Origin of the sequence: Ruminococcus sp. D54t1_190329_F1, assembly GCF_015551645.1 — a bacterium.
GTDB classification, from domain to species: Bacteria; Bacillota; Clostridia; order Lachnospirales; family Lachnospiraceae; genus Blautia_A; species Blautia_A faecis.
Window position 1 is genome coordinate 82,712 of record NZ_JADNDC010000001.1, and the last position, 14,758, is coordinate 97,469.

General features: G+C 42.3%; 13 protein-coding genes and 3 pseudogenes. 10 read left to right on the forward strand and 6 right to left on the reverse strand.

The annotated features are described in order from the left end of the window. The first annotated feature begins 47 nt into the window (after positions 1-47). From I2D69_RS00385 to I2D69_RS00395, 3 genes are all read left to right on the forward strand, one after another. Positions 48-665, forward strand: coding sequence for a cytidylate kinase-like family protein (locus I2D69_RS00385; protein ID WP_118578211.1), 618 nt, complete (start codon positions 48-50; stop codon positions 663-665). Positions 666-941: 276 nt separating this feature from the next. After that, positions 942-1,742, forward strand: coding sequence for a polysaccharide deacetylase family protein (locus tag I2D69_RS00390; RefSeq protein ID WP_243243742.1), 801 nt, complete (start codon positions 942-944; stop codon positions 1,740-1,742). Between the two features lie 279 nt (positions 1,743-2,021). After that, positions 2,022-3,344, forward strand: a complete 1,323-nt coding sequence (locus I2D69_RS00395; RefSeq protein WP_148461143.1) for a replication-associated recombination protein A — start codon at positions 2,022-2,024, stop codon at positions 3,342-3,344. A 127-nt stretch (positions 3,345-3,471) separates the two neighbouring features. Here the strand turns inward: I2D69_RS00395 and I2D69_RS00400 are convergent, their stop codons facing one another. Both I2D69_RS00400 and I2D69_RS20570 read right to left on the reverse strand, forming a co-directional pair. After that, positions 3,472-3,984 (reverse strand): DUF4364 family protein, encoded by a 513-nt coding sequence (locus I2D69_RS00400; RefSeq protein WP_195379207.1) that lies wholly within the window; start codon positions 3,982-3,984, stop codon positions 3,472-3,474. Positions 3,985-4,152: 168 nt separating this feature from the next. Continuing rightward, positions 4,153-4,203 (reverse strand): annotated as a pseudogene (locus I2D69_RS20570) (hypothetical protein); the annotation flags it as partial. Between I2D69_RS20570 and I2D69_RS20575 the strand changes: the two are divergent. Continuing rightward, positions 4,180-4,287, forward strand: a pseudogene (locus I2D69_RS20575) (DUF6783 domain-containing protein); the annotation flags it as partial. The pseudogenes I2D69_RS20570 and I2D69_RS20575 sit on opposite strands and share 24 nt — an antisense overlap. On the opposite strand, the gene I2D69_RS00405 reads toward I2D69_RS20575, so the two are convergent. Further along, the gene (locus tag I2D69_RS00405) at positions 4,260-5,192 is read right to left on the reverse strand and encodes a TIGR01212 family radical SAM protein (RefSeq protein WP_202017125.1); all 933 of its coding nucleotides are present in this window, start codon (positions 5,190-5,192) and stop codon (positions 4,260-4,262) included. The pseudogene I2D69_RS20575 and the gene I2D69_RS00405 overlap by 28 nt on opposite strands. Beyond that, positions 5,189-5,884, reverse strand: coding sequence for a YesL family protein (locus I2D69_RS00410; RefSeq protein WP_118578213.1), 696 nt, complete (start codon positions 5,882-5,884; stop codon positions 5,189-5,191). The genes I2D69_RS00405 and I2D69_RS00410 overlap by 4 nt, the downstream gene beginning before the upstream one ends. Positions 5,885-6,111: 227 nt before the next feature. Between I2D69_RS00410 and I2D69_RS00415 the strand changes: the two genes are divergently transcribed. Next, on the forward strand, positions 6,112-6,438 hold the full coding sequence (locus I2D69_RS00415; protein ID WP_118578214.1) for a YerC/YecD family TrpR-related protein: 327 nt from the start codon (positions 6,112-6,114) through the stop codon (positions 6,436-6,438). A 92-nt stretch (positions 6,439-6,530) separates the two neighbouring features. Here I2D69_RS00415 and I2D69_RS00420 read toward each other — a convergent pair whose 3' ends face one another. Together I2D69_RS00420 and I2D69_RS20580 are read right to left on the reverse strand one after the other, a co-directional pair. Further along, complete coding sequence (locus I2D69_RS00420) at positions 6,531-7,157, reverse strand: DUF1836 domain-containing protein (protein WP_118578215.1); 627 nt, start codon at positions 7,155-7,157, stop codon at positions 6,531-6,533. 195 nt (positions 7,158-7,352) lie between these two features. After that, a pseudogene (locus I2D69_RS20580) lies at positions 7,353-7,520 on the reverse strand (DUF6783 domain-containing protein). A 30-nt stretch (positions 7,521-7,550) separates the two neighbouring features. On the opposite strand from I2D69_RS20580, the gene pcrA reads away from it, so the two are divergent. From pcrA to I2D69_RS00445, 5 genes are all read left to right on the forward strand, one after another. After that, a complete protein-coding gene (gene pcrA, locus I2D69_RS00425) occupies positions 7,551-9,782 on the forward strand; it encodes a DNA helicase PcrA (protein ID WP_118578217.1) in 2,232 nt (743 codons plus the stop codon). Positions 9,783-9,897: 115 nt separating this feature from the next. Beyond that, complete coding sequence (locus tag I2D69_RS00430) at positions 9,898-10,128, forward strand: hypothetical protein (protein WP_173716615.1); 231 nt, start codon at positions 9,898-9,900, stop codon at positions 10,126-10,128. A 389-nt stretch (positions 10,129-10,517) separates the two neighbouring features. After that, entirely contained in the window at positions 10,518-11,888 is a 1,371-nt protein-coding gene (rlmD, locus tag I2D69_RS00435; RefSeq protein ID WP_148461147.1) for a 23S rRNA (uracil(1939)-C(5))-methyltransferase RlmD, read from the forward strand. Positions 11,889-12,165: 277 nt separating this feature from the next. Beyond that, positions 12,166-12,936, forward strand: coding sequence for a hypothetical protein (locus I2D69_RS00440; protein ID WP_148461148.1), 771 nt, complete (start codon positions 12,166-12,168; stop codon positions 12,934-12,936). 14 nt (positions 12,937-12,950) lie between these two features. Continuing rightward, positions 12,951-14,744, forward strand: a complete 1,794-nt coding sequence (locus I2D69_RS00445) for a DUF262 domain-containing protein (protein ID WP_148461149.1) — start codon at positions 12,951-12,953, stop codon at positions 14,742-14,744. Positions 14,745-14,758 lie beyond the last annotated feature (14 nt).

Here is a 14,758-nt window from a genome sequence, read left to right on the forward strand (position 1 = left end):
AAAAACAACGCTTTAGGAAGCTGGCCAGTGTAATAAGGAGGAGAGAAATGGACAATTTCGTAATTACAATTGCAAGACAGTACGGAAGCGGTGGACGTACCGTTGGTGAAATGCTTGCGAAGAAATTAGGGATTGGATATTACGACAAGGATATTATCCGCATGGCATCTGAGGACAGCGGAATTCATGAAACTCTTTTTGGAAGAGTAGATGAGTATTCCAGCGCAAAAAAACCGCTTTTCGGGAAGAATGGAATTTACAGCGGTGAGCTGATCTCGCCTCAGAGTAAGGACTTCACCTCTGATGAGAACCTGTTTAATTATCAGGCAAAGATCATCCGTGAACTGGCTGGAAAGGAATCCTGCGTGATCATCGGAAGATGCTCCAACTATATTTTGAAGGATTATCCAAATGTGCTTCGTGTATTTATCCACGCTGATTGGGATTTCCGAATGGAAAAGGCTGCTGAGAAGCTGAGTATGAGCCAGAAGGAGATCGAAAAATTTCTTCAGAAGGATGACAAGCGTAAGGATGAGTACTACCGCAGATTTACAGGTGAGGAATGGAAGGATGCCACTCAGTATGACCTGTGTCTGGATAGCAGCAAGCTTGGATATGAGAAATGTATCGAAGAAATTGAAAATCAGCTGAAGCTGCTGAAATAATAACAGGCTGTGCCACATAGAAGCATATGATGTGAAAACAAAAAGGAAGAGCACTGGTGATTTTGAAAGAGATTGCCAGTGTTTTTTTATGTAACAGGAAATTCCGTTGGAATTTCCTGTTACATAAAAAGCCCTACCGGGCAGGATCGCACTGCGGCGGAAAGGTAGTTGTCGCTCGAGGCGACCCGCCGCAGGCGGAGAATCCTGCAAGCAGGATTCTTTTTTACATTTCATAAACATATATTATCAGGAAGGACAGATGTCAGGCGGCGGGATATGAAAGAAAAAAGACATCTGGTGATGTGGGTAGAATTTATCGTGTTGGCGGTGCTGCTGGCAAGGCTGGAAATTGTGAGGATCCGGGAGAATACAAAAGCAGTGCATGAATATACCTGTGTCGGAAGGAAACAGGAAGGTGCACAGAATGGTTACGGAAAAAGAGAGGAGAAAGCTGTCAGTGACAAGGTGATCGGGGCTGGAAATAGCAGGTTGGAAAAGAAGCTGGAAGAGAATGTGACGGAAAAGAAAAAAGTAGCTCTGACTTTTGATGATGGTCCCAACAGCCAATATACGCCGTTGCTTCTGAAAGGGCTGAAGGAGAGAGGGGTTCATGCTACTTTTTTTCTCATGGGGAAGAATATTGAGGGAAAAGAGGCCTTGGTGAAGCAAATACAGGAGGAAGGTCATCTGATCGGGAATCATACATACAATCATGTACAGCTGGATAAGATTTCAAAGGAGGTAGCAAAAGAAGAAATTGAGACAACCAACCAGAAAATCTTTGAAATCACAGGTGTGTACCCGGCATGGTTAAGACCGCCCTATGGGGAGTGGCGAAAAAATCTGGATTTTTATGTGGAGATGTTTCCTGTACTCTGGGATGTGGATACTTTGGACTGGAAGAGTAAAAATGTGGATTCGATTATGAAAATTGTGCAATCGGAAGTGGCAGACGGGGCAGTGATCCTGATGCATGATGCTTACCAAAGTTCAGTAGATGCAGCGCTTCAGATTGTGGATCTTCTGATGGCAGAAGAATATGAATTTGTGACTGTAGAGGAATTAATATTACCGTAAAAGATATCCACTGGTAACGTTGTTACGGTTCACTCCGTGACCAGTAACGCGCTCCGCGATGCACAGAAATCATGCATTCGCATGATTTCGCGCCTCAATTCTCGGACTTTCTGTGAACTTTGTTCATAAAAAACACTTCGCGGAACGTTACCAGTGAACAGTAACTCTAACGTTCCGCGAACAGTTAAAAAATAGCTTTATAAACTTGCCTAAATGAGAAATATAGATTATAATTAGAACAAATGTACGGAAAATTACTTTTGAATTGGAGAGAAATACATGGATTTATTTGAATATGCGAAATCCAGGACAATGGAGAATGAATCCCCACTTGCCTCCCGTCTTCGCCCAACGAAACTGGAGGAAGTAGTGGGACAGCAGCACATTGTGGGAAAAGATAAATTACTTTACAGAGCCATCAAGGCAGATAAGCTGACTTCCGTTATTTTTTACGGTCCTCCAGGAACTGGAAAGACCACCCTGGCTAAGGTCATTGCCAATACTACAAGCGCAGATTTTACCCAGATCAATGCCACCGTAGCTGGCAAGAAAGATATGGAAGAAGTGGTAAAACAGGCTCAGAATGCCCTTGGAATGTATGGGCGAAAGACAATTTTATTTATTGACGAGATTCATCGCTTTAATAAAGGACAGCAGGATTATCTTTTGCCTTTTGTGGAGGACGGAACCATCATCCTTATTGGAGCCACTACAGAGAATCCCTATTTTGAGGTAAACGGTGCTCTCCTTTCACGTTCTATTGTATTTGAGTTGAAGGCGCTGGAGATCCCGGAGATTAAAGAACTGCTCCTGCGGGCAGTGAACGATAAGGAAAAGGGCATGGGAAGCTATAATGCGGTTCTGGATGAAGATGCCCTGGAGTTTCTGGCAGATATGGCAGGAGGAGATGCCAGAAGCGCTCTGAATGCCATAGAGCTTGGCATTCTTACTACGCCAAGAGCTTCAGACGGCAAGATCCATATTACTCTGGATGTGGCTTCTGAGTGTATCCAGAAGCGTGTGGTGCGCTATGATAAGGATGGAGATAACCATTATGATATTATTTCTGCCTTTATCAAGAGTATGCGCGGCTCCGATCCGGATGCTGCAGTTTATTACTTGGCGAAGATGCTGTATGCAGGTGAAGATGTGAAATTTATTGCAAGACGTATGATGATCCTTGCTTCTGAAGATATTGGAAATGCAGATCCCCAGGCTCTGGTAGTGGCAACAGCAGCAGCCCAGGCAGTTGAGCGGGTAGGAATGCCGGAATCCCAGATCATTCTTTCCCAGGCTGCCGCATATATGGCATGTGCACCTAAGAGCAATGCTGCGGTGAATGCTATTTTTGCAGCAATGGACAGTGTGAAGCGTACCAGGACGACTGTTCCGGCTCATCTTCAGGATGCCCATTATGGAGGGCATGAGAAGCTGGGACATGGAATCGGCTACAAGTATGCCCACGATTATCCAAATCATTATGTAAAGCAGCAGTATCTGCCAGATGAGATCCAGGGAGAGAAATTCTATGAGCTTTCAGATATGGGATATGAGAAGAAATTGAAGGAACACATGAAATTTATAAAAGAGCATGCAGATTGAAGAAATGATTTTTCGAACACGCTTTGGAATAAATATTGAGTAATTATCAGCAGGTGCTATTTTGCGAAGCGTGCAGCTGTGAAGGTACTGAACAATTACAATATCTGAAATAAAAAGTGGAGGAGCTTTATAAAAGCCCCTCCATTATTTTGGCATAAATTTCTTCATATTTCTTGGGCCACTGCCTGCACATGGCCTTGGCAGCGGAAAGAGATGGCGCTGCAAGAGAAAGATCGATCACAGAAGCACCCTTCTGTAAAAGCTGAAGGTGAACCACATATTCTCCCTGATTATTAATGTAATAATCGGCTTGAGCTTTCACTTGATTGTTTGTGGAGGCACCTCTGGCTGCCAGGTACTGGAGCACTTCAGTACGGATGTCCTGGGAAATATCATTCTCGAAATAGGTGAGCGTGTTTTTTCCATCTTCAGTAAGATAATAGTAGGAAGTATTGGAAATGGTACGCTTCTCAATCAGTTCTGTTTCCTCAAGCTCGGAAAGGGCCTGTTGCAAATGGAAATAATTCGTGTACTCACGGTCCAGAATAAATTCTGAAATTTCTGAATTAGTGATGGGGGACGAAGAATTCCGAAGCATGTATAGGATGATCAGTTTGTAAACAGTAAATGGTGTAGCCATTTTCCAGCCTCCCTTCTGGTGAAATATTGCATAAGTTCTAAATTCGAGTGTGTTTGAAAAAGCTTTCTGCAAGATGTGTATTACACTTTGCGGGAGATTGCGGGAATAATATTTCAAACAGACTCTGGAGCGTGTTTGAAAAATCATTCCCGCAATCTGCACGCCCCACTTTGCGGGAGATTTTGCCCTCTTTCAGTCGGCGTAGCCCGCTACGCCTCCCTCAATCGGACAAAATCTCCCACAAATTGTGACGCACATCTTGCAGAAAGCCTTTTTCAAACACGCTCTAATGCTTTGCCCTGAAAACTCTGACGCTCTTTCAAACGGTGGTGGAGCAGATTCAGCACTTCTCTTTTTCTGCTGGCCCATAGAGGGGCGATCAGCAGATCTTTCGGCCCATCGCCGGTAACCCGGTGGATCACAATGGATGGATCCAGATGTTCCAGGCAGTCTGCTACAAGGTCAATATATTCGGTGCGTTCCAGCACTTTAAATTTCCCGGCAAGATAATCATATGCAAGGTCAGTGCCTTTCAGAACGTGGAGCAGCTGAAGCTTGATTCCCTGAATATCCCGGGCATTTAAATAATCCATAGTAGCCAGCATATCTTCCCTGGATTCGCCGGGAAGCCCGAGAATGGTATGAACTACTACTTCCAGACCAGCTGTGCGGAGTCTCTTAAGGGAGTCTTCAAAGCAGGATAGAGGGTAACCTCGCCTGATATAAGCTGCGGTAGATTCATGAATGGTTTGAAGTCCCAGTTCTACCCAGACTGGTTTAACCATGTTTAGCCGGGAAAGAAGTTCTACTACATCGTCCTCCAGGCAATCCGGCCTTGTACCAATAGAAAGTGCCACAATCCCCGGATGGGAAATAGCTTCCTGAAAAATTTTTTCCAGATAAGGCACAGGAGCATAAGTATTGGTGTAAGCCTGAAAATAGGCGATGTATTTGTGAATAGGTCTTTTGGCGGAAAGCATGGCAATTTGGCTGTCTATCTGTTCATGGATAGAGAGGGCTGCACTGGCGGCAAAATCACCGCTGCCACCTTCGCTGCAGAAGATGCAGCCGCCGTGTCCTATTGTACCATCGCGGTTGGGACAGCTCATGCCGCCGTTTAAGGTGACTTTATAAACCTTTTCCCCGAAGCGCTCCTTTAGCATATAGTCAAGGGAGTGATAGGGCTTTCCATTCCAGCTGGTGATCATAAATTCTTATTGTCGGAATCAAGACTGTGGTCTACTACACTGTCAGGATTCGGCTCAGAGGTTTCTTCCGGAATATATTTGTCAAAAATTTTCACAAAGAAATGGGAATTGATGTATGCAATTCCGGAAAATCCAATGAGCACCAGCAGCAGGATGACCATGGACTGTACCTGGGCACTTGGAATAAAAAATACAAGAACCGGGGCAGCAGTGACAAGGATCATAAGTGCTGTATATGGAAGATGGCGGATGGACATCAAAAATGCGTTGGTAAAAGTATTCTTGATGGTATTGTAAAATTTCGCAAGAACCGGGTAGATGTACAGGAAGATCATCAGGTAAACGACCAGGATCATCATAAATAATACCATAAGAACCTTACCGATGGTGCCAGGTGTGCTGCGGCAGATGCTAATGTCAAAGTACAGCAAAAGGGCAGCCGCAAGCATGATCAGATTGATCACAATACCCTGTTTCAGATTCTGTTTAAAGGATTTAAAAAATCCGCGGACGATATAAGACTCTTCATTACGAACCATTTTCAAAGTGACGTAGAACATGGCGGCAATGGAAGGTCCAATGGTCACCACCGGAATGCAGCAGACAATGCAAAGCAGATTCAGAATGATAAGATCTGCCACCCTGCTCATGAAGGTGAAAAATTTGTTATCCATGTTGAAAAAACGATCCATTCAAAAATTCCTCTTTTCTATTTTGTATATAGCATTAATGAGCTTATCACATAGTATAACGAATCTGTGAAAAAAAAGCAATTTGAAAATAAAAAAGAACATAAAAACTATATAATCTTCACAAAAATATTTATAGAAAGTCCTTGCTTATCACACGTCAGAGTGTTAAAATAGTAATCATTGAAAAGAGAATAATAAACATTAAATATAGAAAAAGGAGTAGCGAAATGAGTAAAAATATCAGAACTGAGGCAGTTGACCATCTTTTTGAGGCCATACTTTGTCTGAAGGATAAGGAAGAGTGCTACACTTTCTTTGAGGATGTGTGTACCATTAACGAACTTCTTTCTTTATCTCAGAGATTTGAAGTGGCCAAGATGTTGATGGATAAGAGAACTTACCTTGACATTTCTGAGAAGACCGGTGCTTCCACAGCCACGATCAGCCGTGTAAACCGTTCTCTGAATTATGGCAATGACGGTTATGATATGGTATTTAAGAGAATGGAAGAGAAAAAAGAGCAGAACCGTTCTCTGGATCAGAAGGACGAATAAGCGTCAGAGGATCTGAATCCGAAATAGAATAAAATATACGAAAGAAAACCCGCGAAATTGTGCTATGAGATAATTTCGCGGGTTTTGTACTGTTATTTGTCTTTATTCTTCTTATGTTTGTCCCTGGGCTCAGATGGGGAAATGTCATCGATCATTTTCTCAATGATCATCTTCTTAATGTAGACATCAAAGCTCATGAGACAGATAAAACTGAATCGCTTCAGAAATTCCTGATCTTCCTCATCTGCATCCTGGAAAGTGGCGCTGGAGAAACGGTAATCCTTCAGAAGATTCTTGATCAACTGGTCAATCTTGCGGTTCTCCATTCCAAAAACTTCATTATATACATAGGTCATGTCCTTGCCTGGCTCACCTTTAAAGTATTTCGCTGTGATGGGACCGAGAAGCTTCTGGATGTCTGTGATGGACAGAATATTCTTAAAATAATAAATGAAGATCAGCATGAGCAGATGATCTTTGGAATAGCGCTTCTTCTCAGGGGAAGGGAGCAGGTTATTCTTGGCGTAGTTATTGATCATGGTCTTTGTCAGGATCTTGTCATCATCGTGACGCTTTGTGGACGCAAGCTGATCCTCCATAAACGTGGTGACCTGATCCATGTACAGGTCGATGTTTGGAAGATCTTCTGGTTTTATATAATCCATTCCGGAAATGTGCTCCAGAATGCTCTTTAATATGGATTTATCATCAGCTGTCATTTTTATCACCTCTGCTCCTTATTATATAGTTTTTAAAACTACTTGTAAACTGTTTTTTTCAGATCTTGTGAAAAACAGAAAAAAACCAGAACTTTGTTTACAAAAAACACCTCACGGAATGTTACTGGTAAACAGTAAAAACCCGAATCTATGTTTGGATTTTCTGCACGTTCGGGGTTGTGGGAGATAAGGATTTCATGTATAATGAGATTTAACTATTTGAAAAATCATTCCCGCAATCTGCATGCCCCATTTGACGGTATATTTCGTCCGAATTCAGTTGTCGCAGTCCGCTGTGACGCCCTCATCAGGGCGGAAGCTCCTACAAATTGTGGCGCACATCCTGCAGAAAGCTTTTTTCAAACATGCGTTAGCGAAAAAAGGAGAACATAAATGAGCATATATGATACATTAAATCCCCCTCAGCGCGAGGCGGTAGCACAGACAGAGGGACCAGTCCTGATCCTGGCGGGAGCTGGTTCCGGCAAGACAAGAGTGCTGACACACAGGATTGCCTATCTGATGGATGAAAAGGGAGTAAATCCGTGGAATATTCTGGCTATTACTTTTACCAATAAGGCTGCTCAGGAGATGAGAGAGCGTGTGGATAAGCTGGTGGGCTTTGGTTCTGAGAGTATCTGGGTGTCTACTTTCCACTCAGCCTGCGTAAGAATCCTTCGGAGACATATTGATAATCTGGGATATGACACGAATTTTACAATCTATGATACAGATGACCAGAAGTCTCTTATGAAAGATGTGTGCAGGAAGATGAACATTGACACCAAGATTTATAAAGAGCGTTCCCTTCTTGCCCAGATTTCCCATGCCAAGGACGAGCTGCTTACACCAGATGATATGGAGATGAAAGCTGCCGGAGATTACAATATGAAGAAAGTGGCTTCTGTTTACCGTGAATACCAGGCTGCTCTTCGCAAGAATAATGCACTGGACTTTGATGATCTGATCGTAAAGACGGTGGAGCTTTTTGAAAAATGCGGTGCAGTGCTAGAGTACTATCAGGAGCGGTTTAAATACATTATGGTGGATGAGTATCAGGATACCAATACTGCACAGTTTAAGTTTATCAGTCTTCTGGCCCAGCGGTATCAGAATCTTTGTGTGGTAGGTGATGATGACCAGTCCATTTATAAATTCCGTGGGGCTAATATTGGAAATATTCTTGGATTTGAGCATGTTTTTCCAGATGCCAGGGTAATCCGTCTGGAGCAGAACTACCGCTCTACAAGGAATATCCTGAATGCAGCGAACCAGGTGATCGCGAATAATACAGAACGTAAGGCAAAAACCCTGTGGACAGAGAACGAAGAAGGCAGCAAGGTGCATTTTCGCCAGTTTTTGAATGCTTATGAGGAAGCAGAGTATGTGGCAGGGGAAATCGGCAAGTTAAAAAGAAACGGTCTTGGGAACTACCGTGATTGCGCTATTCTTTATCGTACCAATGCCCAGTCCCGTATTTTCGAGGAGAAATTTATTGCAGCCAATATTCCATATAAACTGGTAGGAGGCGTTAATTTCTATGCACGTAAGGAAATCAAGGATCTTCTCTGTTATCTGAAAACGATTAATAATGCCAGAGATGATCTTGCTGTGCAGAGAATCATAAATGTGCCAAAGCGTGGAATCGGTGCAACGACACTTGGACGTGTTCAGGATTATGCGGACAATATGGGAATCAGTCTGTATGAGGCATTGCGCGTGGCTGAAGAGGTTCCTTCTATTGGAAGAAGCTTGTCAAAGATCGATGGCTTTGTAACTTTTATACAGATGCTGAAAAGCAAGGCAGATGTGATGACTGTGGAGGAAATCCTGCAGGAGGTAATTGATTCCACAGGTTATGTGGCAGAGCTGGAAGCTGAGGATACAGAAGAATCGAGAGCAAGAATTGAGAATATTGATGAGTTGATTTCCAAGACTGTAGCTTATCAGGAGGCTATGGAGGAGCAGAATCAGTCGGCTACGCTTTCAGGCTTTCTGGAAGAGGTGGCTCTGGTAGCAGATATTGATACTGTAGATCCGGATCAGGATTATGTGCTCCTTATGACTTTACATAGTGCCAAGGGTCTGGAGTTTCCGAAGGTGTTTATGGTAGGAATGGAAGACGGCATTTTCCCTAGTCATATGACCATCAGCTATGGCGATGACGGGGAGATGGAAGAAGAGAGAAGACTTTGTTACGTGGGAATTACCCGTGCAATGAAAGACCTTACTTTGACTTGCGCCCAGCAGAGGATGATCCGTGGAGAGACTCAGTATAACAGGGTTTCCAGGTTTGTGAGAGAGATTCCAAGAGAACTGGTAGATCTGGGACACACTATTCAGGAGAAGAAGCCGAAAGTGGAGGAACTAATCCCAACACCGGCGAAATACTCCAAGATGAAAGAGATTCTCCAGGGCAGAAATTATAAGCCAAGAGAATTTAAAGTAACAAAAGCTAATTCGCTGGATTATGAGGTGGGAGATACGGTACGCCATATTAAATTTGGCGTTGGAATTGTGAAGGAAATCGTGGAAGGCGGCCGTGATTATGAGGTTACAGTAGAGTTTGATAAGGTTGGTGTGAAGAAGATGTTCGCAAGCTTTGCCAAGCTGAAGAAAATTTGATTGGAAATTGGGTTTGGAAAAATTTAAAATTAATATATTAACTATGGTAAAATAATTGCAAAAGTGGTATAATAAATAAACCTAATGAGTACTTTGAAAGAGAGGATGGTATCACATGAACATTAAAATGGATAAGCTCGAGGAATTATTATCATTACTTAAGAAAAAAGAAGATGAGAAGCAGAAGAATACAGTCCTCTGGGTACTGGCTATCATTGGCGCTGTAGCTGCTGTTGCAGGAATTGCATTTGCAGTATATCGCTTCTTCGCACCGGATTATCTTGAAGACTTCGAGGAAGATTTTGATGATGATTATGACGATTATTTCGAGGATGAGGAGAAATAAGTAAGGCGTTTAGCGGATATCCACGGTCGTCCACAATTTTTGGAATACAAATCTGGTTTGGATGTGGATAATTTCGGGGATTTTTTATAAGTGAGTGCATATTAAATGAAAAGGTATACGGGCATATAGCAGTTATGCTCCCCCGTATACCTTATTTTTGATTTAAGGTAACTGTTCAGTATCTTCATAGTAATACGCTTCGCGCTGCACAGAAATCATGCATTCGCATGATTTCGCGCCGCAATTTTCGGGTTTTCTGTGAACTTTGTTCACAAAAAACACCTCGCGGAACGTTACCAGTGAACAGTAATCTATTGGCGACAGTATTATATATAAAAGACAGCTGCGGAATAGTTACGATCTATATACAATTATTTTATGGAGGATTTATGAAAAAAGGAGAGATTTACGAAGGAATTATCGAGAAAGTTGATTTCCCTAACAAGGGATATGTGAACATAGATGGAGAAAAAGTAATTGTAAAAAATGGAATTCCAGGTCAGAAAGTTCGCTTTATGATCAATAAGAAGCGTTCGGGCAGGGCAGAAGGCAGGCTTTTGGAGATTCTGGAGAATTCTACCCTTGAGGTAAGAGAGCCTGTATGTAAGATTTTTCCAGCATGCGGTGGCTGCATGTACCAGACAATGTCCTACGAAGAACAGTTAAAAATGAAGGAAACTCAGGTGAAAGGACTTCTCCAGGAGGCAGTAGGTATTGGTACAGACCTTCACTGGGAAGGAATCCACGGAAGTCCTATTGAATTTGGTTACCGTAATAAGATGGAATTTTCCTTTGGAGATGAATATAAAGATGGTCCTCTTTCTCTTGGTTTGCACAAGAAAGGCAGCACTTACGACGTACTGACAGCGTCTGACTGCAAGCTGGTGCATCCGGATATGACGGCGATCCTTTCCAGTGTGCTGGACTTTTTTACAGAGCTTGGGGCTGTGCATTATAAGAAAATGCAGCATACTGGTTATCTGCGCCACTTGCTTCTGCGCCGTGGTGTGACCTCTGGTGAAATTCTGGTACATGTGATCACCACAAACCAGGCAGAGTACGACTATGCGCCGCTGGTATCAAGGCTTCTGGCTCTTCCGCTGGAGGGAAAAATCGTGGGAATTATGCACATTATCAATGATTCTCTGTCTGATGTGGTGCAGAGCGATGAAACCAGATTACTTTATGGACAGGATTACTTCTATGAAACGTTGCTGGGTCTGCGGTTTAAGATTAGTACATTTTCCTTCTTCCAGCCAAACTCACTGGCAGCCGAAGTATTGTACTCCATTGTGCGTGATTACATTGGTGACACCAAGGATAAAGAAGTATTTGACCTCTACAGCGGTACTGGAACTATTGCCCAGCTTCTTGCTTCTGTTGCGAAAGAGGTTATCGGCGTGGAAATTGTTGAGGAAGCTGTGGAAGCTGCAAAAGTAAATGCCGCCTTAAATGGTCTCACCAATTGCCGTTTCATCGCAGGTGACGTCCTGAAAGTCCTAGACAATCTTACTGAAAAACCAGATATGATCATTCTGGATCCCCCTCGCGATGGAATCCACCCCAAAGCGCTGCCGAAGATCCTGGCATATGGAGTAGAAAACATCGTCTATATCTCCTGCAAACCAACAAGTCTTGCAAGAGATTTACCAGCATTTCTGGCAGCTGGTTATGAGGTTCAGCGCAGCTGCAGCGTGGATCAGTTTTGCGAGACGGTGCATGTCGAGACGGTAGTCTTGATGTCAAGGAAAGATAAATAAGTGCCAGAAAGCGGCGTATTTCCGGGCTTTTTCGGAAGTTAGGAATAGAAGCCTAACTCTTGAAAAAGCTCGGTTGTTTTATATGGAAACATATCTACCGCGAAATCTGTGTCAGGTTGTAACATCGGATTAGATGTCACAATTTGAGACAGTGGATTAGATGTCAGGCATTTGGGGATGATTTTGGGAAAATGAAAACGGATGACAACCAATCCGGCAATTCGACCATTTGGGGTGTTTGTAGGCAGTGGATTAGATGGCAAGGAGGAATGAATGAGTGGCAGATATTAAATACCTGTTGAAATTTGGAAAGAGAGAACATTTGGAAAGTCTAGTAAGTGGAAATATATATTGTTCAAATGCAATTACTTTCTGGGGGATTGAAGATAAACTGAAAATCAAAGGACAAGGAGATATTCTTGAAGCTGGTACTAGAATGTTTGCTCAAAAAATGATAATGCAGCATCCAGATACCAAAGAGGTAATTGCAAAATGTGGAAAAGCAAATGGCTTGGTGAGAATAGAACCAGCAGAGAAAATGCCAGTTTTTTGTATGTTTGCTGTTTATGAAGACGATTGCAAAGTCGATATTACTGGAGCTTCAATCATCAATCTTTCAGATGATAAAAAACAGACTATTAGGGAACACTTCCCTAATGCTGATGCTGTTGCAGTAATTCCGAATCCTGAGGAATTTATTGAAGATGTTAAAAGAAGTATCGGTACTGAGATTAAGGCTGAAAAAGTCAATTATTTTCATATAGATAAAGGTTACGAAACCACCGATGGTGAAATAGCTATGGACATGGAGTATATGAAATATTTGATGCAAGATGCATCTCCAGAAAAAGTAGACGGAGGAATAAGATATACTTTTTATGCGGATTATGCATTTAGAGTTTTATTCTGCAAAGATGTATTTTTTGAGCAAGAACAGGAGTATAGAATAGTTCTTCCAAATGAGACTATAGAGGCTGGAAAGAGTTATCCCGTGCGGCTTTCAAAAGATTACGAAATAATTGATTTACATACTTTCTTTGATAATTAGAGGAGGGCGTAAACATGCCAACAACGATAGAAGTAAATAAACAAAGCGTGGAAGCGCTCCTGGGTAGCGGAAAATCAAAACCGTTTGTCATTCCTGAGTACCAGCGACCATATGCTTGGACGGATGAACAGGTAGAAACACTTTTTGAGGATTTATGGGATTTTACTGCTACAAGTGGCGGTACAGAAAGAGAGAGTTCCTACTTCCTCGGAAGTGTGGTTTCCTACGAAAATGAAGATGGTGAGCAGGAAATAATTGATGGACAGCAGCGTATTACGTCTTTGTTTCTGCTGCTACGTGCAATTTATACGAAGCTTGTTGCTACGCCTGCATCAGAGAGAACGGCAGAGGCCAATAACTTTATTGGAAAGATTGAGCCTACTATCTGGAGAACCAATAAACTTACTGGAACGGTGGATTTCAAAAATATCCTTTTGACCTCACGTGTTGTGAATAACGAAGGAAATGAAATTCTGCGATCAATCTTGGAAACCGGAAAAGCGGATGAGGATGCGAAAGATAACTATTCAAAGAATTATCGCCATTTTCAAGAGTTGTTTGATAAGCATTCCACAGAGAATCCATTGATGGTATATCAGTTTATCTATGCGCTCTTGAACCAGGCTATTCTGCTTCCTATCACAGCAGACACCCAGGATACTGCGTTGACTATTTTCTCAACGTTAAATGATAGAGGTCTTCCTCTGTCGGACGCAGATATTTTTAAGGCAAAGATTTACAACCAGCTTGCGCCGGATGATAAGAAGGCATTTATTGACCGCTGGAAAGATTTAGATGAGCAGTCTACAGATGCTAATGAAAGCATCCAGCAGCTGTTCTACTACAATATGTTTTATTATCGAGCACTGGATAAGGATACGAAGACGACTACTCCTGGTGTCAGGAAGTATTATGCGGTTAATAAGTTTGAACGCTTGTATAAGCCTGAATTGTTGGATACTCTTTTTGTTATCCTGAATCTGTGGAAGGTTGTAAACAAAGGAGAGGAACTTGAAGATGAAGCCTGGTCCAAGAATATTAAAATTAGGCAGACACTGGATATTCTGACTTCATATCCGAACGAGTACTGGAAATACCCGGTTGTTATTTACTATGTTTGCTACAGGAATGAAGAAAATTTTGAAACACGATTTGCTCGGTTCTTGAATAAGCTGCTCATGGAGCTGATGACAAAATACTTGATGATACCGACAATCAATGCTGTAAAGCCGGATATTCTGAAGCTGAATTCTGCAATTGTAGCATCGGATATACCTACGTTTGAATTTAAGACTGTCGATATGACACAGCTGGAGCCATATATCCAGAATCCGAATCGTAATGTAGTGCGTATGCTTCTGAAGACGCTTGCGTATGAACATCAGGATGATTTGCTTCCGGCTAAGTGGGAGATAGAGCATATCTTTCCACAGAAGTGGCAGACGAATTATTTTCCGGATGAGCCAGACGCAACCATCAAAGAGAAAATTGAGCATATAGGCAATAAGCTCCCATTCGAAAAGAAGCTGAACATTGTCGCTGGTAATGGATATTTTGGCAAGAAGAAAAAAGAGTACATAGCTTCCAAAATTGTAATTACTAAGGCAATGGGAACCTCTGATGTAATGGATTGGAACCTGGAATCCATCACGAAACGTGATATTCGTGTATCTGATGAGGTTGTCAAAATCATGAACAGATGGAATAACGAATATTTAAACACTCCGGTCAGCGAGGGTAAGGCGGGCGAACCATCTGAGGAAGAATTAGCTCAAATTGAGAAATTTAAAAAGAATGGCTGGATCTAGTGATATGTAGAAGG

Coding starts and splice junctions, on each gene's coding strand:
- I2D69_RS00400 (WP_195379207.1), bottom strand. CDS start 3,984: ATGGCTACACCATTTACTGTTTACAAACTGATCATCCTATACATGCTT.
- I2D69_RS00385 (WP_118578211.1), top strand. CDS start 48: ATGGACAATTTCGTAATTACAATTGCAAGACAGTACGGAAGCGGTGGA.
- I2D69_RS00445 (WP_148461149.1), top strand. CDS start 12,951: ATGCCAACAACGATAGAAGTAAATAAACAAAGCGTGGAAGCGCTCCTG.
- I2D69_RS00405 (WP_202017125.1), bottom strand. CDS start 5,192: ATGATCACCAGCTGGAATGGAAAGCCCTATCACTCCCTTGACTATATG.
- I2D69_RS00410 (WP_118578213.1), bottom strand. CDS start 5,884: ATGGATCGTTTTTTCAACATGGATAACAAATTTTTCACCTTCATGAGC.
- I2D69_RS00430 (WP_173716615.1), top strand. CDS start 9,898: ATGAACATTAAAATGGATAAGCTCGAGGAATTATTATCATTACTTAAG.
- I2D69_RS00395 (WP_148461143.1), top strand. CDS start 2,022: ATGGATTTATTTGAATATGCGAAATCCAGGACAATGGAGAATGAATCC.
- rlmD (WP_148461147.1), top strand. CDS start 10,518: ATGAAAAAAGGAGAGATTTACGAAGGAATTATCGAGAAAGTTGATTTC.
- I2D69_RS00390 (WP_243243742.1), top strand. CDS start 942: ATGAAAGAAAAAAGACATCTGGTGATGTGGGTAGAATTTATCGTGTTG.
- pcrA (WP_118578217.1), top strand. CDS start 7,551: ATGAGCATATATGATACATTAAATCCCCCTCAGCGCGAGGCGGTAGCA.
- I2D69_RS00415 (WP_118578214.1), top strand. CDS start 6,112: ATGAGTAAAAATATCAGAACTGAGGCAGTTGACCATCTTTTTGAGGCC.
- I2D69_RS00420 (WP_118578215.1), bottom strand. CDS start 7,157: ATGACAGCTGATGATAAATCCATATTAAAGAGCATTCTGGAGCACATT.